This is a genomic window from Ochrobactrum sp. SSR (genome assembly GCF_030067775.1).
Taxonomy (GTDB): Bacteria; Pseudomonadota; Alphaproteobacteria; order Rhizobiales; family Rhizobiaceae; genus Brucella; species Brucella teleogrylli.
On record NZ_CP125971.1, the window covers coordinates 961,169 to 984,249 of the forward strand.

The following is a 23,081-nucleotide window of genomic DNA, read 5'->3' on the forward strand; positions in this document are numbered from 1 at the left end:
TATGAAGCGCAAACACGTTTTGACATTAGGCAGTGGCATTGCTGCATTGGGTGTCGCTGCGTTCATTTTTTTCGAAGTACCCGGCCATGAGCGGACCGATGCCGATCCACGTAGTGCACCAGCTCTGGTGCGTCTGGTGACCGCACAGTCAGCCAGCTCCCAGACACGTTCATTTACCGGTACGGTCGAAGCAAAAATCCAGAGCAATCTCGGGTTTCGTGTGCCGGGGAAAATTGTTGAGCGCCTGGTGGACGTCGGACAGCAAGTCAAGGCTGGACAAGCCCTTATGCGTATTGATGAGACAGATTTGCAGTTGGCATTGACTGCGAAGCGAAATGCAGTTGACGTCGCACGGGCACTCCTCGTACAGGCTCAGGCGGACGAACTGCGCTATGCGATCCTGGTTAGAAAAGGACTGGCAGCGACGCCGCAGCGCTACGAACAGGCAAAGGCTGCTCTCGACACGGCTGCGGCTCAGCTATCGGCCGCAGAGGCAGAAGCCCGCGTTGCAGAAAACGAAGCCAGCTATTCGGTCCTGACTGCAGATGCTGACGGTACGGTCGTAAACACTCTGGGCGAACCGGGACAGGTTGTCGTCGTGGGCCAGACCGTGGTTCAACTTGCTCACAATGGTCCGCGCGAGGCAGTCGTCTGGTTGCCTGAGACATTGAGGCCCCAGCTCGGATCCGTTGCCAGAGCAAACATCTATGGAAATGGCGAAAGTGGCGGTAACGCGCGCCTTCGTCAGATATCGGATTCTGCTGACGCACAAACCCGAACCTATGAAGCGCGCTATGTGCTCGAAGGGGCGGCCGCGTCTGCGCCTCTTGGGTCAACGGTTACGGTCGAGATTTCGGATAGCAGTCAGGCTACCGGTATTTCGGTTCCCGTCAGCGCTGTTCTGGACGATGGAAACAGAACTGGCGTGTGGGTCGTTAATTCGGCGACCTCCACAGTCCATCTGGTTCCGGTGACAATTGAAGAGATAGGCCAGGAGGATGCTCTCGTCTCTGGTGTCGAAGCCGGACAGCAGATCGTTGCACTCGGCGCGCATCTCCTCACGGAAGGTGATGCCGTTCGAACCGAGCAACAGATGAAGGTAGCAAACCAATGAACTTCAATCTGTCTGCATTGGCGGTGCGTGAACGTGCCGTAACTTTGTTCTTCATCATATTGCTGGCGGCTGCAGGTGTTTACGCATTTCTGAGCCTCGGCCGTGCGGAAGATCCCTCATTTACGATCAAGACTTTGACCGTCACAGCGGTGTGGCCAGGCGCAACTTCACGTGAGATGCAGGATCTCGTCGCCGAACCGCTTGAAAAGCGAATACAGGAACTGACCTGGTATGATCGGGTCGAAACGACGACCCGTCCCGGATACGCATATCTGACCGTCACGTTGAAAGATAACACGCCCGCAAATGCAGTTGAGGGAGAGTTCTATCAGGCCCGCAAGAAACTCGGTGACGAAGCGCGCAATCTGCCAGCGGGCGTCTTTGGCCCCTTCGTCAACGACGAATATTCTGATGTTAGTTTCGCCCTTTATGCACTGAAGGCCAAAGGAATGCCTATGCGCGACCTCGTGCGTCAGGCAGAAACAATTCGCCAGGATCTGCTGCACGTTCCGGGTGTCAAGAAAATCAATATCCTTGGCGAACGTCCCGAGCAGATATTCGTCGAGTTTTCTTACGCGAAGCTGGCCACACTTGGTATCACGGCACAGGATATAGCGACGGCTTTGCAACGGCAAAATGCGGTCACGCCGGCTGGTTCCATCAATACACGCGGGCCTCAGGTGTTCATAAGATTTGATGGGGCCTACAACAGCATCCAGTCTGTTGCTGAAACCCCGATTGTTTCAGCTGGACGTACATTAAAGCTGTCGGATATTGCAGAAGTAAGACGCGGCTATGAGGAGCCGGCGACCTATCTGATCCGTCATCAGGGCGAACCCGCAATAATGCTCAGTGTGGTCATGCAACAGGGATGGAACGGACTTGACCTTGGAAAGGCATTGGAAGAACGCTCGGCAACGATTGCGCAGTCTCTGCCTCTCGGAATGACGCTCGACAAGGTAAGCGATCAGGCGGTGAATATTGATGCTGCTGTCGGTGAATTCATGCTCAAATTCGCAATGGCACTTGGCGTGGTTCTCTTCGTCAGCCTAGTCAGTCTTGGCTGGCGGGTAGGAATTGTTGTTGCACTGGCTGTTCCGCTGACGCTGGCCGTGGTGTTCCTCATAATGCTGGAGACGGGCCGGTTTTTTGACCGTATCACGCTCGGTGCGCTCATTCTTGCGCTCGGTTTGCTTGTCGACGATGCCATCATCGCGATCGAGGTGATGGTCGTTAAGATGGAAGAAGGTATGGATCGTATCAAGGCTGCTGCCTACGCGTGGAGCCATACCGCTGCACCCATGCTGTCTGGCACACTCGTGACGATTATTGGCCTTATGCCCGTCGGTTTTGCGCGTTCGACCGCAGGCGAATATGCCGGTAATATATTCTGGATTGTGGGCTTCGCTCTGATCGTGTCGTGGTTTGTCGCAGTTGTGTTCACGCCATATCTTGGTGTGAAACTGCTCCCCGCAATCAAGCCCGTGGAAGGCGGACATCACGCGATCTACAATACGCCAAACTACCGTCGCCTGCGGCATACAATCGAGTTTGCCGTTCGTCATAAATACATGACCTGCGCGATCGTGGGTATATTGATGGCGCTCTCGGTTGTCGGTATGGGCGCCGTCAAACAGCAATTCTTTCCCACGTCCGATCGCCCTGAAGTTCTGGTCGAAATACGGATGCCTGAAGGTACCAGTATCGAGACAACGACGGTTACGGTCGAAAAACTGGAACATTGGCTGAAGGAGCAACCGGAAGCAAAGATTGTCACCAGCTATGTCGGGCAGGGTGCACCACGTTTCTTCTTCGCCATGGCTCCGGAATTGCCTGATCCGGCTTTTGCAAAAATAGTTGTTCTGACGCCGAACGCAGAAACACGCGAGGAACTCAAACACCGACTTCGCGAAGCTATATCGCAGGGTCTTGCGCCGGGAGCTTACGTACGTGTAACGCAGCTTGTTTTTGGTCCCTATACACCCTTTCCGGTTGAATTTCGCATCATCGGACCCGATCCGGCACAACTGTACAAGCTCTCGGAACAGGCGCTTGCCATAATGAAGACGGTGCCAGATGTGCGTCAGCCCAATCGGGATTGGGGTAACCGCACGCCGGTCGTTCGCTTCATACCGGATCAGGATCGCCTGAAGCTGATCGGCCTGTCACCGGTCGAAGCAGCACAACAGTTGCAGTTGCTTCTAAGCGGCCTTCCCGTGACGCAGGTTCGCGAAAACATCCGTGATGTGCCAGTTGTGGGCAGAAGCGCTGGGTCGACCAGACTGGATCCGTCCCGATTGGGAGACTTCTCGCTCATGAGCCGGGATGGTCGCCAGATTCCACTCGATCAGATAGGCCACACCGAAATTCGAATGGAGGAACCGATTTTAAAGCGTCGGGACCGGATGTCTGTTGTGACCATTCGATCCGATATCGATGAAGCAACCCAGCCTCCAGAGGTTTCTCAAGAGATCATGACGGCTCTTCAGCCTTTGATAGTGTCGCTTCCTGTTGGCTACCGCATTGAAATGGGGGGGGAATATTGAGGAGTCACTCAAGGCCAACGTAGCTCTCGTAAAGATTTTCCCCGCAATGATTGCAGCAATGCTGATCGTCATTATCCTGCAAGTCAGGAGCTTGTCGACGATGACGATGGTCATGTTGACCGCGCCGCTAGGGCTTGCAGGCGTTGTCCCGGTTCTGCTGATCTTTAATCAACCCTTCGGTTTTAATGCCATCCTCGGTTTGATCGGTCTTGCAGGAATTTTGATGCGGAACACACTGATCCTCACCGAACAGATAAAGGAAAACCAGTCTGCCGGTCTTGATGATTATCACGCCATCATCGAGGCGACAGTTCAGCGTACGCGTCCAGTTATCCTGACGGCGCTAGCAGCCGTACTCGCCTTCATTCCGCTGACCCATTCAGTGTTTTGGGGCTCAATGGCCTATACGCTGATTGGCGGGACAGCTGTCGGGACCGCTATGATCCTGCTATTCCTTCCAGCCCTTTATGCGGCATGGTTCAGAATTCAGCCGTCGGCGGAGGGGGCAGTGAAAGAAGCAGACGTGTCAACCGCGCCATCAGCGCTCGCGGCTGAGTAGGAGCCAAATCAGGCAGCCATTCGAGCTTTGCGGAAAATTCGGAAAGGTAATTACCCCAAAACGCCTTTCAGAAACGAGGCCCGGCACGTCCCCCGCCGGGCCTCACGTTTGCCGACCTAGGTTTTCAAAACCAACTCCGGAATATTCTTGACTGGCAATCTGTAAAGACTGATTGGCGCGTGTTCTTGACTCTACGTCAAAAACAAATGAGCCGCTAACAAATATTCCGCCCAATAAACTTATGCGACCGTCTTTTGACGTGGGTGTCGCTCTTGCGCGTCTCGGAGAGGGACTTGAGCAGTCGCCAGTGGAGAGAGGGAACATCGAAGAGTTCTGGTTTGTCGAGACCTTTCATCGCTGTGGTTCAATGAGGACTTGATGTTGCAGAAGGTGGTGCGCGATATTCGCTCAACCGATCACGCCCTGACCATTGCCCGCGATGGGATGACAAGCCAAACACATGTGCTGTCGTTCAATATGGGCTGCCTGAGAACTATTCGTGTTGATCACCGGGGTCGACCTCGGTTTCGAAGAAGATGACCAGTTGTTGCTAGCGCGCCAGATGTTAGGGCGGCGGTTTACCGGCCGTCGCGCCTCGTCAAAACTGCCGGGTTCATTGAACAGGTGCTGGCGAGGCCATTGGTTTCAGCCAGCATCATCGCCGCAAGCTCGATATCTCACCCCGTGCTGCCCTTCTCGTCTTGTGCGAAATGATCGGAGGGGCGGAGGTTTTGCGTTTGGGGCGTTTTTACAAGATGCAGTCAAGGCTACCCGGATGACCGACGCATTTCCTGGAACCTTCACCACAACGTCAGAATCTATTGGAAATACGGCGGACAGCTTCATTTTTAGAAGGTTGCTTATACGTTGGGGGCACCGATCATCATACTCGCTACTATCCGAAAGGCGGGCAATTCCATGATCAATACGTTCGATCTAAACAGGTATTGACAATGAACCTAATCATAGATAAATTATATCTACGATTAGGAGATGTAACATGAAACTGAGCGAAGGCGTCGAGCAGGCCATCCACTGTGCGGCATTTCTGGCGGGGCTGTCCGACGACGGCGTCCTGTCGGCGGCAGCACTGGCCGAACTCCACGGCGTGTCGACGAGCTATCTGCTGAAGCATTTGCAAGCGCTTTCTGGCGCCGGGATAGTCGCGACGACACCGGGGCCGAAAGGGGGCTATCGGCTGGCAAAGGCGCCTAGTGACATCAGTCTCCTGGACATCGTCCTCGCGGTCGAGGGACCGGCCCCCGCCTTTCGGTGCGCCGAGATCCGCCAGCGCGGGCCGAACCCACTGCCGCAGCGCTACTTTACCAAGCCCTGCCAAATTAATGCCGCGATGCTTAAGGCCGAGAAGGCCTATCGTGCAGAGCTCGCCAAGGTGTCGGTCGCGGACCTTTTGGCGGGTCTCGGTGCTGACGACGACGGCGGTATCGCCGCTCGCGGATGCGCCTTCCTTGAACTCCACGAACGCAAGACGGGCAATCGCGCCTCGTCATAGGAGAAAATAACATGACCAAGATGAAGAAGGTCGTCGTGATCGGCGGCACGGGCCTAATCGGATCAAAGGTAGTGAAGCTGCTGCAGGACGCCGGCCAAAACGCCGTCATCGCAAGCTCTCGCAACGGTATCAACGCCTATACGGGAGAAGGACTGGTAGAAGCCATCGCAGACGCCGACGCCGTCATTGATGTGTCAAACATGATGTCCTTTGACAAGGAAGCACTCGTCGACTTCTTCGGGACGTCAAGCAGGAACCTGACGAACGCGGAAAAGGCCGCTGGCGTGCGCCATCACGTCGTCCTATCGATCGTCAACGCGGACGGTCTTGCCGCCAATCCCTACATGGCGGGCAAAGTGGTGCAGGAGGAGACCGTCGCAACCTCGGGCCAGGGTTATACAATCATCCGGGCAACGCAGTTTCATGAGTTCATCGAGACGCTGGTCGGCGCCTATTCAGCCGACGGTAGCGTGAAGGTACCGGATATCGACTTACAGCCGATAGCAGCCGACGACGTCGCCGCCACTCTGGTGAAGACTGCGCTAGGCGAACCGATGAACGGAAATATCGATCTTGCTGGGCCGGAACGGGCATCGTTCGAATCCATCGTCCGGATGTATCTCGATGCGAAGGGGAGCGCTCCTGTCGTCGAAGCGAACTCTGAAGTCGACTACTTCGGCGCCCCTGTCGTCAACGGATCGCTTGTCCCAGGCGGAGACTACATCAAAGGCCGGATCACGATCACCGAATGGCTTAATGCTTAACCCACAGCAAATCAGGAGAAAAAACATGAAGAGGTTCATCTATGTTGCCGCTGTGCTAGCGGCCTCGTTGGTCACAGCTCAGGCTCACGACGTCACGAAGCCTGAGCTCGTATACGATACGAAGGACGCCAAGGTGACCCTGGTGTACGAGCATCCTCTACCTGACGTTCCAGGCAAGAGCGTCAAGGGCGTCCTCGTCGAGTACGGCCCCGGCGGCTACAGCTCCGCCCACACGCATGCGAAGTCCGCGCTGATCTATGCCACGGTCCTAGAAGGCGCGATCCAGAGCGCCGTGAACGGTGGCGAGACGAAGACCTTTACCGCCGGTCAGAATTTCACCGAGCTACCGGGCGACCTGCACGATGTATCCGCCAATGCCAGTAAGACAGAGCCGGCGAAACTGCTCGCTGTCTTCGTCGTCGATACAGACGATACCGCCCTGACGACCCCGCGCAAACCGTAGTCAGACGACACGGTTCCTGAACCTTGTTAATTTTTGACCGAGCAAGGGCGGCTCTCTGGCTTATGAACAGTCGCGCCTCAAGAAAGGAAAACAACATGTCCCGAATGAACTGGGCCCAAGTCGCACCCGAAGGTGCCAAGGCGCTGTATGGTGTTCACCATTACGTCACAGCTAAAACGAACCTGCCGGAAGAGCTGATACACCTCGTCTTTCTGCGCGTGTCGCAGATTAATGGTTGCGCCCACTGCATTGACATGCACAGCCGTGATCTGCGCAAAACGATGTCAGTGGACAAGATCACTCTACTGCCGGTCTGGGACGAGGTGCCTCATCTGTTCACCGATCAGGAACGGGCCGCTCTCGCTTGGGCCGAGGAAGTGACAAATGTCAGCCAGACCCATGCCTCCGACGAGGCTTATGCCGCGGCCTCAGCCGCCTTCGAACCGAAGGACCTCGTCGATTTGACTATCACGATCGCCGCGATGAACGCGTTCAATCGCCTCGGCGCGCCGTTCCGGCTTCCGGTGGCAGCCAAGGCTTGATTTCTCCAATGTGTGCGTTCTGCTTCGGCCTGAGCGTAACAACCTCACCGAGGCCGCACACCATTAAGAAACAGCGCTACAGCAGAGGCGACAGTGGCCTGCGCCTCCCCTTCGGTGGGGGGAGGTCGTAATCCGAGCACAACCTGTAAATGAAGATTGTCCCGGATCATTCCAACGAAATGCCCGGCAACAAGCAAAGGATCGTCTATCTGAATTTCTTTGCGGTCGGCTGCAGCCTGGAGAACTTTGGCGAGATGAGCCGTGGTGCGGCCCGGGCCCTTCTCATAAAACACGCGCGCAAGATCGGGAAACCGCCCGGCTTCAGTGATGATGATACGATAAATGCCCAGGACCGAAGGGCTCATGTAAACGTCCAGTAGGTGGTTACCAAAAGTCGTCAGCATATCGGGCAAGTCACTTTGGGTAGTGTAGTCCAGAGAGAGTGCAGAGATCGCGCGATCCGCATTATCGGCAACCAGAGCCAGGAACAATCCCTCCTTGCTGCCAAACTCACTATAGATCGTTCGCTTCGAGCCACCGGTACGCTCTATGATCGCATCGATGCTGGTGGTTGCGTAGCCTTGCTCGAAGAAAAGCTCCGCTGCAGCACGAAGAATAGTTTTCCGTCGAAGTTTTGTCCGTTCGCTTTTCGTATCGGTCACTTTATCGGCCTTCTTCAATAACTTCCGCTTGACCGGTAACCTACATTACCATAACCGTCAACGGTAACGACAATTACCAATTGGTGCACAAGATGATGACCTGGAAGAAGAAAAAAATCGTTGGTCTGGTGTTTTGTCTCAGCGCGATTGCAACCGCTGCGGGAGGCTGGGCGTGGGCGCGCTCGAGCGAGCGGACGACAACGGACAATGCCTATGTTCGCGGTAATACGACTGCAATCGCATCGAAGGTGACCGGATATGTCACCGTGGTTGATGTAGCCGACAACCAGACTGTACGAGCAAATGATGTTCTGTTCAGAATCGATGACAGGGATTTCCGCGCACGTCTGGCGCAGGCTGAAGCAAATGTGCAGGCGGCACAGGCACATATCGAAAATGTTGAGGCGGAGATCCAGCTTCAGCATATTCTGGTCAAGCAGGCGACGGCACAGAAACGGGCAGCAGAGGCAGATCTTGCTCTCGCGGTCAAAGCGTCTCAGCGACAGCGTGAACTTGTTCGCACAAATTCGGTCAGCAGAGCTCAGGTCGATGAAAGTGACGCTGCGAGGTCAAAAGCAGAGGCTGGCTTATTAGGCGCTCAGGCCGCGCTGGAGGCACAAGAAACACGTATCAAGGTTCTCACCACACAAAAGGAAGCAGCCCTGGCTGCTGTGCTTCAAGCCAGGGCTGCGCGTGACCTGGCCCGAATTGATCTCGACAATACAGTCGTCCGTGCTCCCTTTGACGGCGTTATTGGTAACCGTCAGGTTCGCGTCGGACGCCTGGTATCCCCTGGAGCTTCACTGATCGATCTGGTCCCAATCAAGGACGTATGGATTGTCGCAAATTTCAAGGAAACACAGATTGAGAATATTCAACCCGGTCAGTCGGCCCAGGTAACGGTCGACGCCTATCCAGGAACAATTATCGAGGGAAAAGTTGACAGCTTTGCACCGGGTAGCGGATCGGCCTTCAGTCTCCTGCCCGCTGATAATGCTACTGGCAATTTCGTCCGCGTCGTGCAACGTGTTCCAGTCAAGATCAAACTTGTTCAGAATCCACTTCCCGGCCGTCTGGTTCCTGGACTTTCCGCCCGGGTCAAGATCGATTTGGGGAGTGAGAATTGATGCTCTCTCCCCCAAGCGTCTCGAGCCAAACCAGGCAGAATACAGGATGCCTCCTCCTCGCGGGCATTGTGATTGCCACTTTGACTGAGGCGATTGCGGGTACCGCTTTGACGCTTGGCAAAGGTCATATAATCGGTGATGTATACGCTACTCCCGACGAATTCGCCTGGCTCGACATCGGATATACGACACTGAAGATGATCGCGTTCCTTATGGCATCTTGGATTGCGACGACCGTTAATTTGCGGATTATCGTTGTTGCGGCGACTGTGATGATAACATTGGCAAGTGCGGCCACTGCCTTGACGACCCGATTGGATTTGCTGATTGTTCTGCGCGCATTTCAGGGGTTTTCGGGAGGTCTCCTACTGGTAATCGGACAAACCGTTATCTTTCGAGACTTTTCGCCTTCTCGCCAGCCTGTTCTACAAGCCTTGTTTGCAACAGGGGCTGTGGTTGCACCGGCGACCCTCGTACCGGCACTGCAAGGATGGCTATTGGACAGCTATTCTTGGACGTGGATTTTTTTCTCAGTAGTTCCTATCGGATTGCTGGCAGCCGGGCTTGTTCTCCTATCAGAAGAAACCATCGACACCTATATTCCCTATAGGCGCTTTGACTGGAGTGGCCTTCTACTGGCATCAATCACGCTTTTCTGCCTCGTCTATGTGCTCAACCAGGGCGACCGCTGGAACTGGTTCGATGAAGGTCGCATCCGGTGGCTGACCGGAATAGGTGTGGTGACGCTTTGCCTGTTTATTAGTCACCAAGCGAGCCGGCCTGAGGATGAAGGACTGCTCGAGCTCAGTGTTTTCAGGTCCGTCGATTTTACGTTCGCATTCATAGTAAGTTTTGTAGCTGGTGCGGCATTGTTTGGAAGCACTTATTTGATTCCGAGTTTTGCAATCTCGGTCCTGGCTTTCACGCCAACGGATACCGGTATTCTTTTGCTCGCCAGTAGTATTCCTTTTGTATTTTCGCTTTTCTTGTCTGCCTTCGTATTCCAGGGCCTGGGCGTCTCTCCAATTGTCACCGTACCCTTCGGGATCGTGATGATCATGATCGCTATGTGGCTCCTGTCAGGCTCCGCAGGCGACAGCGGAATGGACGACATGTTGAACGCCGTTCTCCTGCGGAGCTTGAGCCTTGGCTTTCTATTTCTGTCTATTACCTTGATCGCATTCAGTACGGTAAGCGCGTGCAGCCTCCCTGCTGCGATTGGGATCTTCAACACTGGTCGCCAGTTCGGCGGTCTCTTGGGTGTAGCTTGTCTTCAGTCTCTAGTGACGCGGAATATTGCAAGCAATGTATCGGTTCTCGGCAGCCATATTACAGCTGGATATTCTGCTGTAGGTGAACGATTGGGAACTAGTGAGGCACTTTTCGAGGCCCGCGGGATGACTACTGTGGGTGCAGGGCAGGCGTCCATGGTCTTTTTGGAGAAGACAGTCGCAAACCAGTCTACGGTGATCGCTTTCAATACAGCATTTCTCACAATTGCACTGCTTTTCGTCGTTGCTGTGCCAATTCTGATCGGTGTTAAGATGGTTTTGACGGCAGTATCAAAAAAAGGTAGTTAATCGGCGGTCTCCACTAAATCAAAAATATTCCGTTTCGCTCGGCTGACCAACCGATTTGCGCAGAAATTGAGAAATCTGGATAAGGCGGTTTCAATGCAGTGAGGAGCTGTAGTTTATTGGCAAAGGCGCAGATTCTTGACAGTTACTCAATCAGATCGTCGGACATTTATCTCTGGTAATCTGGAAAAGAGGGCGCCGGTGGACGTCTGGCTTAATAGGCTCCTCGGGTGTTGTCACGTTAACTGGGCTGCAGTTGCCTGCCTGACGGTTTGGGCGTAAATTTTGGCGATGCAGACATCAGATATCATCTTCAAGCGTCACCGTTTTCCGCCACAGATCGTTGCTCATGCGGTGTGGCTTTATCTGCGGTTTAACCTTAGTCTGCGTGAAGTTGAAGAAATGCTGCTTGAGCGTGGAATCGACGTATCATACGAGACAGTTCGTCGTTGGATCGCCAAGTTCGGCCCCCAGATCACACGCAACTTGCGGCGGCGTCAGGCGCGCCCCGGCGATGTTTGGTATTTGGACGAAGTGGTCGTCAAATGCGCTGGAGAAAAATTCTGGCTTTGGCGTGCGGTGGATCAACATGGCTCCGTTCTCGAAGAAATCTTGCAGAAGCGGCGTGATAAAAGGGCGGCAAAGCGATTGCTTGTGGCGTTAATGAAGCGCTATGGCTTTGCTCCCAAACGGATCATCACCGATAAGCTCCGCTCCTACGGTGCAGCAAAGGCAGAAGTGGCACCCGGCCTTGACCATTGGTCGCACAAGGGCCTCAATAATCGGGCCGAAAATAGCCATCTGCCGTTTAGGAAACGGGAGCGAACCATGCAAGGTCATCGGTCAACTGGAGCGTTGCAACGGTTCGTCTCCATGCACTCAGCGACCCGCAATTGTTTCTCTGTTCCATCTCGTCGCCGAGCCGCACACACAATTCGCTACCATCGCCTCGAAGCTTTCGATGCATGGAAAATTGCGGCCTGTTTCGCCTGAATATCTACGAGCCCCTGGCCTTTCCGGCCAGAGAAACTTAACGTGACAACACCCTTAACACAGCTCACAAATCTGCAAGTGCCAAGATTTACTCGTTATTTGCTTGGGGTGTTAAGCTGGGATGATTTTGCTAAGATTGAAGGTTAGACACTGGCTCCCAAAGCCACGGTTCTTGACTGGCAATCAGGTGGTTGTGCCGACAGCTCATTATGCCCCCTTTAGCACATTTTTTGGCCGGACCGGACTTTCTGCTTCCGGTCCCATTCAAGACCGTGTCACCCGGTCGAGCTCATCAAAACGGCCGATCAAGCGGATGGCGTTATATTCTTTTTAACTATGAAAGGGCTCATAAAGAGCAGCGCCAGCTTTGAGGGCCGCTAGCTTGAGCCGCTTGTCTCGGGTCCAAAGTGATGTGCGCTGATCAAGTAGGACAGAAGCGAGCAAGTGAGCATCCGTGTAGCCAATACCCATGCTAAAAACGTTATGCCTCTCAATGAGAGTCATAACCTCGTCGTGGGTTGCTACGATAGTCTCACGCTGTGCGCGGAGAAAAGTTAACACAGCGGTCCTGTCGCGTAGGCTGCCCAAAGCAAGTTCGCCAATGACTGCCGGATGGCAAAGCAGAAGATCGTTACCAATAATTTTTACAAGATCGTTATCACCTCGGCGGAAATGATCAATCCAAATGGAAGTATCTGCTAATATCACTTATTCACTGAGCTCCGACGGCGGGGGGCGGCTTCAGCGTCCGGCATGGTGCCTCCAAGAGCGATAAGCCGTTTACCAGTCTCGACGCGCACGAGTGCTTCTAACGCTTGGCGGACCAAAGCGGCTGTCTCCTTTGTGCCCGTCAGGGATCTGGCTTTTTCCAAGAGATTATCATCAAGATTAATGGTTGAACGCATAAAACTACCTCCTGCAGTTGAGTCAATTTATCACCAAATGGTGCTAATTTCAACACCTAGGTTGTCACTCAGATTAACATGACGTGGCTATCGTAAGTTGTTATGAGGAGGCTCGGCATTCTCACACTTCTGACTGGCAATCAGGTCGCAGCGCTAACATTCTCCAGAATAATTTCATCGTGCTCTCGAAGCAGCAATAGGTAGCCTTCCCTTCGAAGCGCCAAGGTTGGCGTGGAGTGCTTCGTTCCCTTATTCCGAAGGGCCTGTTAAGCAGAAAGAAGCCGCCGAAATACCTCGGCGGCTTCTTCCCGACATCGCGATAATCCGGATGGCTAGCTAGACAGTTTCCAACTGTTCAGGGCTCAGTCGGAGCGCTGCGGCCCGACGGTGTCCTTCGAGCTGTTCCGTTGCACTTTGCCGAACAGCAGCTGGCGCTACAGCAGCAACGCCACGCTCGTCCAGCCATTGATGCGTGGCAATTTTTACGTATGAGCCCACCCAAAGTCCACCCGTGTAACGGCCCGCCGCCATAGTGGGCAGTGTGTGGTTCGTGCCGCAGCATTTGTCGGAGTATACAACACTGGCCAGCTCGCCGATGAAAATCGAACCATAGTTGCGCAGCTTTTTCGCCGTTGCCTTCGGGTCGCGTGTGTGGACCTGAAGATGCTCTGTTGCGATATAGTCGGAGTAGGCGATCATGGTTTCTTCGTCGTCAACAACGGTCACTTCGCCGTAATCTTTCCATGCAACCCCTGCTACAGCAGCGGTGGAAAGGTTCCGCAGCTGTTTTTCGACTTCTTTGATGGTCTCATCCGCCAGCTTCCGATCTGTCGTAACCAGGCCAACGCGTGTGCGTACGTCATGCTCAGCCTGAGCAAGCATGTCGGTCGCCAGCGTCGCAGGATTGGCTGTTTCGTCGGCAACGATGAAGATTTCGCTTGGGCCCGCAAGCTGATCAATACCTACTTGGCCGAAAACCTGACGCTTTGCTTCGTTTACAAACGCATTGCCGGGCCCCACGATTTTGTCGACCGCGGGAATAGTCTCCGTGCCATATGCCATGGCTGCGATTGCCTGTGCACCGCCGACGCGGAAGATGCGGTCTGCACCTGCCAGATGACAGCCTGCAATCATGGCCTGATGCGCATTCGGGGGAAGACAGGCGATGACCTGATCACAACCAGCGACTTTGGCCGGGACGATCGTCATTACCGGAGCTGAGAGAAGAGGATAACGTCCGCCTGGTACGTAACAGCCTACGATTTCAATCGGAATAACCCGATGACCGAGATGCAGGCCCGGCAAGCTCTCTATTTCCAACGGGAGGATCGTGCCGAGTTGTGCTTCGGCGAAACGGCGGACATTGGCGATGGCAAATTCGGTGTCTTGACGCGTCTGCGGATCAAGGTCGGCAACGGCCTTGAGCTTTTCTTCCTCAGTGACCTCGAAACGGTCGAGATCCGCTTTATCAAAAGCAAGAGAATATTCGCGAACAGCAGCATCGCCGCGTTCTCGGACATTTGCGATGATGTCCTTCACTATTTTTTCGACCGGCGCCGTATCAGAGACGGCGTCTCGTGTCGGTTCTTTTATTTGAATAAACTTGCCTTTCAGCGCATCGAGACGCGACGTCATCAAAACCTCCTGTGTGGGATGATCATCCTCAACATCTTTCAAGCTTGGCTATCCGACAATTGCCCACAAACCATATGTTCATTATAATCACCAAAGCAGGTGAACCAATTTCGCTCCAGGTATCCTCCCTGCGTTTACGATGACAATGTGGGTAAGCACAGAAACATGGAAAACGATATATGCCTAAAATCGGTAGCAAACTTCGCGAACTTCGTCGTCGCCGAGATCTGGGAGTTCGAGAACTCGCCGCTCGTTCCGGGATATCTCACTCCACAATATCATTGATCGAACGTGACCGGATGAGCCCGTCCATCGACACTCTTGGTGCAGTACTCGATGCGTTGGGGACAACACTGACCGGTTTTTTCTCCGATTTGCAATCCAGCCTTCCTTATTCGCCCTTCTATTCGTCGGCAGATTTAGCTGAGATTGGGAAGGTAGATACGATTTCCTATAGAGTAATCGGTCTGGACCATCCCAATCGAGAACTTCTCATGTTACATGAACGTTATGCACCTGGGGCGGATTCTGGCGAGGAATTTACTCACGCAGCACAGGAGGCTGGCATGGTGCTTTCTGGTCTGGTTGAAGTTACGGTCGGAAGCCAGAAGAGGGTGCTAAAACCCGGCGATGGGTATTATTTTGATAGCCGTGTGCCTCATCGGTTTCGGAATGTCTTCGACGGTCAGAGCGAGATTATCAGCGCGGTTACTCCGCCAACTTATTAATCCCTTCACCCTATACTGAAATATGGTGAATATATTGACCGTTTCGGTTAACCCCGCTTTCCAAAGTTTTCAAACGTGCTTTGCTATAGGCCATCGAGAGCACAAAGGGGAGCGTCCGATGAACATACTCAAAGTTTCGATTATAGCGTCCACAGTCCTGGTAGCAGGTGTCTTTGGTGCCCAGGCCCGTGATCTGACCGTTGTATCCTGGGGAGGAAATTTTCAGGACGCGCAACGTAAAATTTTCTTTCAACCCTTCGCCTCCGCGATCGGCAAGCCAGTTTTAGATGAAAGTTGGGAGGGCGGTTACGGCGTTCTCCAGGCCAAGGTGAAGGCCGGTGTTCCAAACTGGGACGTGGTGGAAGTTGAGGCTGAAGAATTAGCGCTAGGGTGCGCCGACGGTATTTATGAGAAAATTGATTGGGAGAAGCTTGGCGGGAAGGATGCGTATCTTCCTGCAGCAGTCAGTGACTGTGGTGTTGGCAATATCGTGTGGTCGACCGGGCTTTCATATGACGGCGAAAAGCTCAAAGAAGAGCCAAGGACATGGGCTGATTTCTGGGATACGAAGAAGTTTCCCGGCAAGCGCGGCCTTCGCAAAGGGCCGAAATACGCTCTTGAGTTCGCATTGATGGCCGACGGCGTTCCTGCTAATCAAGTTTATGAAGTTTTGAGCAGTGAAGGCGGCGTTGACCGGGCTTTCAGGAAACTTGAAGAATTGAAGGCAGATATCATCTGGTGGGACGCTGGCGCGCAGCCGCTACAGCTGCTCTCGTCCGGGCAGGTCGTCATGACTTCTGCTTACAATGGTCGTATCAGCGGCATCAACCGGTCCGAAGGCAAGAGTTTCGGATTTGTGTTCCCGGGCAGTGTATACGCCATCGATAGCTGGGTCATTTTGAAAGATAGCCCGAACAAGGATGCGGGCATGGATTTCATCGCCTATGCCAGCAAGGCAGAGAACCAGGCGAAACTTCCTGAATATATCGCTTACGGTTTACCGACCCTTGGGGCGACGAAGCTGGTGCCTGAACAGTTCCAGAAAGAGCTTCCGACTGCCGATGAAAACATCGGCGGAGCCATCGCTCTGGACGTGGATTTCTGGACCGACAACCTAGAAGAGTTGACGCAGCGTTTCAATGCCTGGCTAGCTCAATAGGAATCAACGATTGCAATCTCTTGCTCCATTGCCCTCAGGGGCAGCGGAGCAGCCTTTGGCCTCGAGACTACCAAGAATCAGCGCAGGTTATGATGAGTGACGCGTTTATCCATTTCGACCAGGTCAGCAAAGCGTTCGGTATGATGACCGTTGTCGATGATCTCGATCTGTCGATTGGCAAGGGAGAGTTCGTGAGCATGCTGGGCCCATCCGGGTCCGGCAAGACAACACTTCTCATGATGCTGGCCGGTTTCGAGAATCCAACTAGCGGTGCAATTGCTGTCGGAGGCAGGCGCGTAGATGCTTTGCCGCCCCATAAGCGAAATATGGGAGTTGTATTCCAGAATTACGCTTTGTTTCCTCACATGTCTGTAGCGGACAACGTAGGATTTCCGCTCAAGATGAGGGGCCTTTCCAAAGCCGAGATTGTCGAGCGTGTGACGAAGGCCCTCGACATGGTTCAACTGGGAGCCTTCCACGAACGTCGACCAATACAATTATCCGGTGGTCAGCAACAGAGGGTTGCGCTGGCTCGCGCATTGGTATTCGAGCCGGAAGTCGTATTGATGGACGAGCCGTTGGGCGCTCTTGACAAGAAGCTTCGCGAACAGATGCAGATGGATATTCGTGATATCCATCATCGCTTGGGCTTGACTATCGTCTTTGTTACACACGATCAGACTGAAGCTTTGACGATGTCCGATCGCATAGCGATCTTCAATCATGGCAAGATTGAGCAGATCGGCGAACCCTCGGAAATTTACGACCGGCCAAAAACTCAATTCGTTGCCGAGTTTATTGGCGAAACTAACCTAGTGAGCGGCACAGTCGCTTCATCGTCCAATGGCATCGTGGACGTCACTTTGGATGATGGTCAAACAATCAAAGTAGCATCTACCGCAGGCTTGGAACCTCGAAGCACTATCAATGTGTCTGTGCGCCCGGAACGTATAGAGCTCGGACAGCCTGGAGCGGCAAAAAATCAGCTAAAGGTAACGGTAGCGGATATTGTGTATCACGGTGACCATCTTCAGGTACAAGTGGACGCCGGAAACGGATCCTTCGTGGTCAAGGCTACTAGAACCGCGATCACGCCAAAAATAGGGCAAGAGGTCATAGCCTCTTTCGCTCCGGAACAATGCTGGGTCGTTTCATGAACCGTCCATCTCGGCTCCAAAATCAAATCAAGTCGATAGCGCTAATTGCACCACTGGCTCTCTTCCTGGCATTTTTCTTCGTCGCACCACTTGCAACAATGATGAAGTCGGCGGTTTCCGATCCTATCGCGTCAAGAGCACTACCCACCGTATCCGAGTCCCTGCAGGATTGGGACAGAGCAACTGTCCCGTCGGCGGCAGCTCAGCTAGCACTCGCCAACGACATCCGAAATGTCAGCGACGATGAGCTTTTCGGCGACTTGGTCCGTCGATTGAACAGCGCAAAGTCCGGCTTTCGCACTTTGATGACCAAGACACGTACCGCTGTTGCGGAGAACCAGTCAATCTCCGATCTGGTGTCGGTGGACCCGCGATGGAGCGATCCGGTATTCTGGATTGCAATCCAGGAAGCGGCTGGCACCACGATTACCGACAGAAACCTGCTGTCGGCTGTCGATCTACAGCGAGACGCCAACGGCAGTATCATCAATGTGCCCGAAGATAAATCCGCCAATCGGACCACGCTCTTTCGAACGCTGATCATGGCCGGAGTGGTGACGATATGTTGTGTTGCTATAGGACTACCCTTTGCGATGGTTGCCGCATCGACTAATGGTTGGAGACGTCAATTGCTACTGGGAGCTGTGCTTCTTCCTCTCTGGACTTCGCTCCTTGTGCGAACTGCAGCCTGGTACATCATTCTTCAGGACAATGGCCTCATCAATATGACGCTTCAAACCCTTGGTTTGACAAGCGGGCCCGTACCACTCATCTTCAACCGGTTGGGCGTCGTGATTGCAATGACCCACGTCCTTCTACCCTTCATGGTACTGCCGATCTTCAGCGTTCTCATCGGGATTCCGAAAAACCTGATGCCTGCTGCTGCATCGTTAGGCGCGTCACCCTTTCGCGCTTTTTTGTTGGTACTGCTGCCCCTTAGCCTTCGGGGTGTCGTGTCCGGTGGGCTTCTCGTCTTTATGAGTGCACTTGGTTACTACATCACACCAGCACTGATCGGGGGGCTAAGGATCAGATGATTAGCTCTGTCATCGCCTATTACGCGACTGGGGCGGCCAATTGGGGTATGGCCGGCGCGCTTGGAATTGTGCTTCTGGCTGCAACAATGATCCTCTACGTCGTCTATCTTCGTCTATCTTCGGAGGAAGCGCGCGCATGAGAACGCTCATCGTCAGCAAGGCAATATTCGGGTCTGGGGTTATCATCTTTTTGATGGCTCCGTTATTTGCCATCCTTCCTCTGGCTTTTACAGACAGCATTTTCTTGAATTACCCGATTCCTGGTTATTCTTTTCGTTGGTTTCATGAGTTGTTCATGGCCGACGCTTGGCGTCGATCCATCGTCAATAGTTTAATTATTGGAATTGGAACGACGATCCTTGCGAGCATTCTTGGTACGGTTGCTGCACTCGGATTACGTGGAAAGTCTGTATCTTTGTTATTCAGCTTCTTTCGAACAGTATTTCTGCTGCCAATGGTCGTTCCAGCAGTCGTGCTTGGCGTCGGCATGCAGTTGATGTTCGCACAGTATGGCCTCGCAAATACGTATATGGGTGTTATCCTTGCTCATACGGTCATTGCAATTCCGTTTGTTGTTGTTAACGTGACCGCTGCGCTTCAGGGCATTGACCGCCGCCTGGAAAATGCCGCAGCTAGCCTTGGCGCATCACCTTGGATGGTTTTGCGTCAGGTAACTCTACCATTGGCAACACCGGGCATCGTGACAGGGGCGGTGTTTGCTTTTGCAACGTCCTTGGATGAAGTCGTGCTAACCTTGTTTGTTGCAGGTCCGAACCAACGCACGGTTGCTCGTCAGATGTTCTCGACAATCAGAGAGAATATAAGTCCAGCCATCGCTGCTGCGGCGTTTCTGTTCATTATTGGAACGATCATCATCGCCTCGCTCTTACTGCTTTCAAAGCGAAACCCCCGAGCTAATATATAGCAGGTCGGAAGCAAGCAAATTGGGATGCGCAGTCGTCAGAACTTTGTCCGAACAAAAGTGGCAAAGTGAGGATACTGGTCGGCGAGGGTCAATTTTTATGCAAATCAGTTTTTGACTGGCAATCTGGAGTATACATGGCCCGCTCGGAAGAGCGGGCCATGTCTTCAATAATTAAAAGTCCATACCTGCGCCAGCAGGGGCGGGTTGGATTTCCTTCTTGGGTTTTTCGGCGATCATGGCTTCGGTTGTAACTAGAAGGCCGGCAACGGACGCCGCGTCCTGAAGCGCAGTGCGCACCACTTTGGCGGGATCAATGACGCCCTGGGCGTAGAGATCGCCATATTCGCCCGTCTGTGCGTTCCAGCCGTAAGAGTGGTCAGTCCGCTCGCGAAGCTTCCCAACGACAACAGAGCTTTCCGCCCCGGCATTTTCGGCAATTTGCCGAACCGGCGCTTCGATCGCGCGACGCACGATATCGATACCGACCTTTTGGTCTTGATTGGTTGCCGACAGATCATCCAGCGCCTTGACCGCCCGGAGAAGGGCCACTCCGCCGCCCGGCAGAATGCCTTCCTCAACAGCGGCGCGGGTCGCATGCAGCGCGTCGTCGACCCGGTCTTTTTTCTCCTTTACTTCCACTTCTGTCGAGCCGCCGACACGGATCACAGCGACACCGCCGGCAAGCTTGGCGAGGCGCTCCTGCAACTTCTCCCGGTCGTAATCTGACGTGGTTTCTTCGATCTGCGTTCGGATCTGTGCAGCCCGAGCGTCGATTTCGGTTTTAGAGCCTACGCCGTCAATGATTGTTGTACTCTCCTTCTCGATTGCCACTTTCCTAGCTCTGCCAAGCATGTTTAACGTAACGTTCTCGAGCTTGATGCCGAGATCATCCGAGATAACAGAGCCACCAGTCAGTACGGCAATGTCTTCGAGCATGGCCTTGCGTCGATCACCAAAGCCCGGTGCCTTTACGGCTGCAATCTTCAAACCACCGCGCAGCTTGTTAACGACAAGCGTCGCCAGAGCTTCTCCCTCGACGTCCTCAGCGATGATCAGAAGTGGCTTGCCCGACTGGACCACAGCCTCAAGCAGTGGCAGCATAGCCTGCAAATTCGACAGCTTCTTTTCGTGGATCAGAATGTATGGATCTTCGAGTTCGACCCTCATCTTGTCCTGATTGGTAACGAAGTAGGGCGATAGATAGCCTCGGTCGAATTGCATGCCTTCAACGACTTCAAGTTCCGTTTCGGCAGTTTTGGCTTCTTCGACGGTGATGACGCCGTCGTTACCTACCTTCTCCATCGCTTCCGCAAGATAGCGCCCGATCTCTTCGTCGCCATTTGCAGAAATCGTACCGACCTGCGCGATCTCAGAATTGCTGGTAATCTTGCGCGCATTTGCCTTCAATTCCCTGACGACGGCATCGACCGCAAGGTCAATACCGCGCTTTAGGTCCATTGGATTCATACCTGAAGCAACCGCCTTTGCGCCTTCCTTAACAATCGCCTGGGCAAGAACGGTGGCAGTGGTAGTACCGTCACCGGCAAGATCATTGGTCTTCGAAGCCACTTCGCGCAGCATTTGCGCGCCCATGTTTTCGAACTTGTCTTCCAGTTCAATTTCCTTGGCGACAGAAACGCCGTCTTTGGTAATGCGCGGGGCACCGAAGGATTTGTCGATCACGACATTACGTCCCTTTGGGCCAAGGGTTACTTTAACGGCATTGGCAAGTGTGTCGACCCCACGCAGCATGCGTTCCCGGGCGTCAGTGTGAAACTTGACTTCTTTCGCAGCCATTTTTTAACTCCTCAATAGGCAGCTATCTGACTGATGGATTGAATTAATAAATTTTCGCGTTAGGCAGCTTTTTTCTGCTCGGTCGCATGCTCGATAATGCCAAAGACATCGCTTTCCTTCATGATCAAGAGTTCCTCACCATTGATCTTTATTTCCGTGCCCGACCATTTGCCAAACAGGATGCGATCGCCAGCATTAACGTCAAGCGCCTGAATTTGGCCAACCTCGTTTCGGGTGCCGGCGCCTACCGCGACTACTTCGCCTTCTTGGGGCTTTTCCTTCGCCGTGTCAGGAATGATTATCCCACCTTGGGTCTTTTCCTGCGAATTAACCCGGCGGACAAGAATTCGATCATGAAGCGGTCGAAACGACATGTTTTCCTCCGTTGAGCAAAAAAGATGACGTAGCTCCCCGCCCGGACCGGATCACCAGTCCGGGCGGGTGCAAAACCTCCTTGGAGCATCTTGCGCGTGATGATCTGGTTTAGCGATTTCCTGATTTCAAGAGGGAGACGAGAAAAATTAGCATTCATCGCAGAATGCTGCCAACGCACTGGTAACGAACGATAAAATCATTTTTTCTGTTGAATTTTTCAGGAAGCGGAGCAACATTTATTCTCAGTCTTTGGCTATCTTGAAACGGAGATGAATCGTGCGATTTTCATCGGATCTGGAACGTCAGATGCACGGCTATGGCCTCACCACCGCCCACATACTCTATCGAATTCCCGATTTCGAATGCGTTTTGCAATCTTATATCTGGCAAGACTATGATCTGGCGCCGGATTTTCCGGAAATGCACCGCTTTCTGGATTTTTGGCAGGCCAAACTTGATGGCCCGTTACATTCCGTCCGCTACACACATCAGCGACTGATTGGGCCAAACGAATGGCGCCGCGTTGAGGGCGAGTTCAAATTGCACTGAGTAATGAGACTGGATTTCATGGCTTCCGCTTCCCGGGAATACAAAGGTAGCTCAGATGAAAATCAAAGAGATAACCGCTATTTTGGGACCCACCGACGAGGCGCTAGCCGCAGCAATTAACGCGACTGGAGCATCATCAGCAGAGCTTGCCCAAGCTTGGGCGTGGATCAATGCTGACGAAGCACTCGTTAATGACGGACGTTCACTACCGTCGGGAATAATCGCCGATCTCATTGATATTCTGGAGGCGGCTAACGTAGGCGACGACGATTAATGAAAGTACGTTTCTCGCTGTAGTTCTCTGGAGCGTGCATTTAACTCGCCCAATACCCATTTTGCACCGTCACGTCTGGGTTACCAGTCATCCACTGACGGCTAACGGCAAACCAAAACCTTACGGCTAGAAAGGAGAGTACGATGAGAACCGATTTGTTTGAAAAGCCAGTTTCCATTCTTGTTGGCCTTGGCCTTCCGGTCGAGGTTCGCAATGCGACTGAGGCCTACCGGTTTCTTTCAGAACAGCCCGCTTCACTTCGAAACCCAGCCCATAACATTGCACTAAAGGCCTGCGCGGCCGCGCTGCGCGGAGAAATTGACTTCGAAACGGCCCGCGGACTGTTTGTTGCTTTCGCTAAAAGGCATGATTTTCTGGTTTCCGCAGGTATCGACCCCGCGATTTCTCAGCACCGAAACGAAACAGACCGTCACGTGCGTTGAATTGGTTCATCGTCACCAAAACAGATGAGAGATGACCAGCTGTGTCCAGACCAGGGGATTGACTAAGGGTGAAGGACCGCAGTTCATATGCTTCAAATAAAAGCCCCGGCCTGCGGGGGGCGATAGCCGGGGCTCGCGCAAGTTGGGTTGCCATCGGTCTGGAAAGCCTGCGCAAAGGTGTTTGATAGGGGAACAAGGACAGCGGTCAAGGGTAAAAAATGAACTGCCTGGTATAAT

General features: G+C 53.4%; 21 protein-coding genes and 2 pseudogenes. 17 read left to right on the forward strand and 6 right to left on the reverse strand.

All coding sequences use genetic code 11. The features are described 5' to 3' along the window. Position 1: 1 nt before the first annotated feature. The 6 genes and pseudogenes from QLQ11_RS21970 to QLQ11_RS21995 all read left to right on the forward strand — a co-directional run bounded on the left by QLQ11_RS21970 (position 2) and on the right by QLQ11_RS21995 (position 7,501). A complete protein-coding gene (locus QLQ11_RS21970; RefSeq protein ID WP_283735404.1) occupies positions 2-1,114 on the forward strand; it encodes an efflux RND transporter periplasmic adaptor subunit in 1,113 nt (370 codons plus the stop codon). Next, positions 1,111-4,219 (forward strand): annotated as a pseudogene (locus QLQ11_RS21975) (efflux RND transporter permease subunit). Before QLQ11_RS21970 ends, QLQ11_RS21975 begins: the two are co-directional and overlap by 4 nt. 1,000 nt (positions 4,220-5,219) lie before the next feature. Further along, the gene (locus tag QLQ11_RS21980) at positions 5,220-5,732 is read left to right on the forward strand and encodes an Rrf2 family transcriptional regulator (RefSeq protein ID WP_121539180.1); all 513 of its coding nucleotides are present in this window, start codon (positions 5,220-5,222) and stop codon (positions 5,730-5,732) included. 11 nt (positions 5,733-5,743) lie between these two features. Beyond that, a complete protein-coding gene (locus tag QLQ11_RS21985) occupies positions 5,744-6,496 on the forward strand; it encodes an SDR family oxidoreductase (protein WP_283735402.1) in 753 nt (250 codons plus the stop codon). A 25-nt stretch (positions 6,497-6,521) separates the two neighbouring features. After that, positions 6,522-6,959 (forward strand): cupin domain-containing protein, encoded by a 438-nt coding sequence (locus QLQ11_RS21990; protein ID WP_063620584.1) that lies wholly within the window; start codon positions 6,522-6,524, stop codon positions 6,957-6,959. Between the two features lie 95 nt (positions 6,960-7,054). After that, positions 7,055-7,501, forward strand: a complete 447-nt coding sequence (locus QLQ11_RS21995) for a carboxymuconolactone decarboxylase family protein (RefSeq protein ID WP_283735401.1) — start codon at positions 7,055-7,057, stop codon at positions 7,499-7,501. A 44-nt stretch (positions 7,502-7,545) separates the two neighbouring features. Here QLQ11_RS21995 and QLQ11_RS22000 read toward each other — a convergent pair whose 3' ends face one another. Continuing rightward, complete coding sequence (locus tag QLQ11_RS22000) at positions 7,546-8,181, reverse strand: TetR/AcrR family transcriptional regulator (protein ID WP_283735400.1); 636 nt, start codon at positions 8,179-8,181, stop codon at positions 7,546-7,548. A 77-nt stretch (positions 8,182-8,258) separates the two neighbouring features. Between QLQ11_RS22000 and QLQ11_RS22005 the strand changes: the two genes are divergently transcribed. The 3 genes from QLQ11_RS22005 to QLQ11_RS22015 all read left to right on the forward strand — a co-directional run bounded on the left by QLQ11_RS22005 (position 8,259) and on the right by QLQ11_RS22015 (position 11,860). After that, a complete protein-coding gene (locus QLQ11_RS22005; RefSeq protein ID WP_079210513.1) occupies positions 8,259-9,290 on the forward strand; it encodes an HlyD family secretion protein in 1,032 nt (343 codons plus the stop codon). After that, positions 9,290-10,870: an MFS transporter gene (locus QLQ11_RS22010; RefSeq protein WP_371836074.1), complete on the forward strand. Its 1,581-nt coding sequence runs from the start codon at positions 9,290-9,292 to the stop codon at positions 10,868-10,870. The genes QLQ11_RS22005 and QLQ11_RS22010 overlap by 1 nt, the downstream gene beginning before the upstream one ends. A gap of 288 nt (positions 10,871-11,158) precedes the next feature. After that, positions 11,159-11,860 (forward strand): IS6 family transposase, encoded by a 702-nt coding sequence (locus QLQ11_RS22015; RefSeq protein WP_283735755.1) that lies wholly within the window; start codon positions 11,159-11,161, stop codon positions 11,858-11,860. Positions 11,861-12,190: 330 nt separating this feature from the next. Here QLQ11_RS22015 and QLQ11_RS22020 read toward each other — a convergent pair whose 3' ends face one another. From QLQ11_RS22020 to hisD, 3 genes are all read right to left on the reverse strand, one after another. Continuing rightward, the gene (locus tag QLQ11_RS22020) at positions 12,191-12,568 is read right to left on the reverse strand and encodes a type II toxin-antitoxin system VapC family toxin (RefSeq protein WP_121539298.1); all 378 of its coding nucleotides are present in this window, start codon (positions 12,566-12,568) and stop codon (positions 12,191-12,193) included. Continuing rightward, positions 12,565-12,765: a type II toxin-antitoxin system VapB family antitoxin gene (locus QLQ11_RS22025; RefSeq protein WP_010660355.1), complete on the reverse strand. Its 201-nt coding sequence runs from the start codon at positions 12,763-12,765 to the stop codon at positions 12,565-12,567. The genes QLQ11_RS22020 and QLQ11_RS22025 overlap by 4 nt, the downstream gene beginning before the upstream one ends. Before the next feature lie 336 nt (positions 12,766-13,101). Continuing rightward, complete coding sequence (hisD, locus tag QLQ11_RS22030) at positions 13,102-14,400, reverse strand: histidinol dehydrogenase (protein WP_121539297.1); 1,299 nt, start codon at positions 14,398-14,400, stop codon at positions 13,102-13,104. A 179-nt stretch (positions 14,401-14,579) separates the two neighbouring features. On the opposite strand from hisD, the gene QLQ11_RS22035 reads away from it, so the two are divergent. The 5 genes and pseudogenes from QLQ11_RS22035 (at position 14,580) to QLQ11_RS22055 (ending at position 19,406) form a co-directional block, all read left to right on the forward strand. Then, positions 14,580-15,128: a cupin domain-containing protein gene (locus QLQ11_RS22035; protein ID WP_121539296.1), complete on the forward strand. Its 549-nt coding sequence runs from the start codon at positions 14,580-14,582 to the stop codon at positions 15,126-15,128. A 118-nt stretch (positions 15,129-15,246) separates the two neighbouring features. Continuing rightward, positions 15,247-16,287, forward strand: coding sequence for an ABC transporter substrate-binding protein (locus QLQ11_RS22040; protein ID WP_121539295.1), 1,041 nt, complete (start codon positions 15,247-15,249; stop codon positions 16,285-16,287). A 92-nt stretch (positions 16,288-16,379) separates the two neighbouring features. Beyond that, positions 16,380-17,444 (forward strand): ABC transporter ATP-binding protein, encoded by a 1,065-nt coding sequence (locus QLQ11_RS22045; RefSeq protein ID WP_167836145.1) that lies wholly within the window; start codon positions 16,380-16,382, stop codon positions 17,442-17,444. Then, positions 17,426-18,621 (forward strand): annotated as a pseudogene (locus QLQ11_RS22050) (ABC transporter permease). The gene QLQ11_RS22045 and the pseudogene QLQ11_RS22050 overlap by 19 nt, the downstream one beginning before the upstream one ends. After that, positions 18,618-19,406, forward strand: coding sequence for an ABC transporter permease (locus QLQ11_RS22055; RefSeq protein WP_121539292.1), 789 nt, complete (start codon positions 18,618-18,620; stop codon positions 19,404-19,406). The pseudogene QLQ11_RS22050 and the gene QLQ11_RS22055 overlap by 4 nt, the downstream one beginning before the upstream one ends. A gap of 171 nt (positions 19,407-19,577) precedes the next feature. Here the strand turns inward: QLQ11_RS22055 and groL are convergent, their stop codons facing one another. Together groL and QLQ11_RS22065 are read right to left on the reverse strand one after the other, a co-directional pair. After that, on the reverse strand, positions 19,578-21,203 hold the full coding sequence (gene groL / locus QLQ11_RS22060) for a chaperonin GroEL (protein ID WP_121539291.1): 1,626 nt from the start codon (positions 21,201-21,203) through the stop codon (positions 19,578-19,580). A gap of 59 nt (positions 21,204-21,262) precedes the next feature. Next, a complete protein-coding gene (locus QLQ11_RS22065; RefSeq protein ID WP_121539290.1) occupies positions 21,263-21,577 on the reverse strand; it encodes a co-chaperone GroES in 315 nt (104 codons plus the stop codon). A 277-nt stretch (positions 21,578-21,854) separates the two neighbouring features. Here QLQ11_RS22065 and QLQ11_RS22070 point away from each other — a divergent pair, with 277 nt between their 5' ends. The 3 genes from QLQ11_RS22070 to QLQ11_RS22080 all read left to right on the forward strand — a co-directional run bounded on the left by QLQ11_RS22070 (position 21,855) and on the right by QLQ11_RS22080 (position 22,844). Next, positions 21,855-22,127 (forward strand): usg protein, encoded by a 273-nt coding sequence (locus QLQ11_RS22070; protein WP_121539289.1) that lies wholly within the window; start codon positions 21,855-21,857, stop codon positions 22,125-22,127. Positions 22,128-22,182: 55 nt separating this feature from the next. Beyond that, positions 22,183-22,401, forward strand: a complete 219-nt coding sequence (locus QLQ11_RS22075; protein WP_121539288.1) for a hypothetical protein — start codon at positions 22,183-22,185, stop codon at positions 22,399-22,401. A gap of 143 nt (positions 22,402-22,544) precedes the next feature. After that, positions 22,545-22,844 carry a DUF982 domain-containing protein gene (locus tag QLQ11_RS22080; protein WP_121539287.1) on the forward strand — a complete coding sequence of 100 codons (300 nt, stop codon included), beginning with the start codon at positions 22,545-22,547 and terminating at the stop codon, positions 22,842-22,844. The last annotated feature ends 237 nt before the right edge of the window (positions 22,845-23,081 follow it).

Excerpts from the sequence above, each read along its gene's own strand:
- QLQ11_RS22075 (WP_121539288.1), top strand. The coding sequence starts at position 22,183 with ATGAAAATCAAAGAGATAACCGCTATTTTGGGACCCACCGACGAGGCG.
- QLQ11_RS22035 (WP_121539296.1), top strand. The coding sequence starts at position 14,580 with ATGCCTAAAATCGGTAGCAAACTTCGCGAACTTCGTCGTCGCCGAGAT.
- QLQ11_RS21970 (WP_283735404.1), top strand. The coding sequence starts at position 2 with ATGAAGCGCAAACACGTTTTGACATTAGGCAGTGGCATTGCTGCATTG.
- QLQ11_RS22010 (WP_371836074.1), top strand. The coding sequence starts at position 9,290 with ATGCTCTCTCCCCCAAGCGTCTCGAGCCAAACCAGGCAGAATACAGGA.
- QLQ11_RS22025 (WP_010660355.1), bottom strand. The coding sequence starts at position 12,765 with ATGCGTTCAACCATTAATCTTGATGATAATCTCTTGGAAAAAGCCAGA.
- QLQ11_RS22080 (WP_121539287.1), top strand. The coding sequence starts at position 22,545 with ATGAGAACCGATTTGTTTGAAAAGCCAGTTTCCATTCTTGTTGGCCTT.
- QLQ11_RS22040 (WP_121539295.1), top strand. The coding sequence starts at position 15,247 with ATGAACATACTCAAAGTTTCGATTATAGCGTCCACAGTCCTGGTAGCA.
- QLQ11_RS21995 (WP_283735401.1), top strand. The coding sequence starts at position 7,055 with ATGTCCCGAATGAACTGGGCCCAAGTCGCACCCGAAGGTGCCAAGGCG.
- QLQ11_RS22065 (WP_121539290.1), bottom strand. The coding sequence starts at position 21,577 with ATGTCGTTTCGACCGCTTCATGATCGAATTCTTGTCCGCCGGGTTAAT.
- QLQ11_RS21980 (WP_121539180.1), top strand. The coding sequence starts at position 5,220 with ATGAAACTGAGCGAAGGCGTCGAGCAGGCCATCCACTGTGCGGCATTT.
- QLQ11_RS22045 (WP_167836145.1), top strand. The coding sequence starts at position 16,380 with ATGAGTGACGCGTTTATCCATTTCGACCAGGTCAGCAAAGCGTTCGGT.
- QLQ11_RS21990 (WP_063620584.1), top strand. The coding sequence starts at position 6,522 with ATGAAGAGGTTCATCTATGTTGCCGCTGTGCTAGCGGCCTCGTTGGTC.
- groL (WP_121539291.1), bottom strand. The coding sequence starts at position 21,203 with ATGGCTGCGAAAGAAGTCAAGTTTCACACTGACGCCCGGGAACGCATG.
- QLQ11_RS22005 (WP_079210513.1), top strand. The coding sequence starts at position 8,259 with ATGACCTGGAAGAAGAAAAAAATCGTTGGTCTGGTGTTTTGTCTCAGC.
- QLQ11_RS21985 (WP_283735402.1), top strand. The coding sequence starts at position 5,744 with ATGACCAAGATGAAGAAGGTCGTCGTGATCGGCGGCACGGGCCTAATC.
- QLQ11_RS22055 (WP_121539292.1), top strand. The coding sequence starts at position 18,618 with ATGAGAACGCTCATCGTCAGCAAGGCAATATTCGGGTCTGGGGTTATC.
- hisD (WP_121539297.1), bottom strand. The coding sequence starts at position 14,400 with ATGACGTCGCGTCTCGATGCGCTGAAAGGCAAGTTTATTCAAATAAAA.
- QLQ11_RS22015 (WP_283735755.1), top strand. The coding sequence starts at position 11,159 with ATGCAGACATCAGATATCATCTTCAAGCGTCACCGTTTTCCGCCACAG.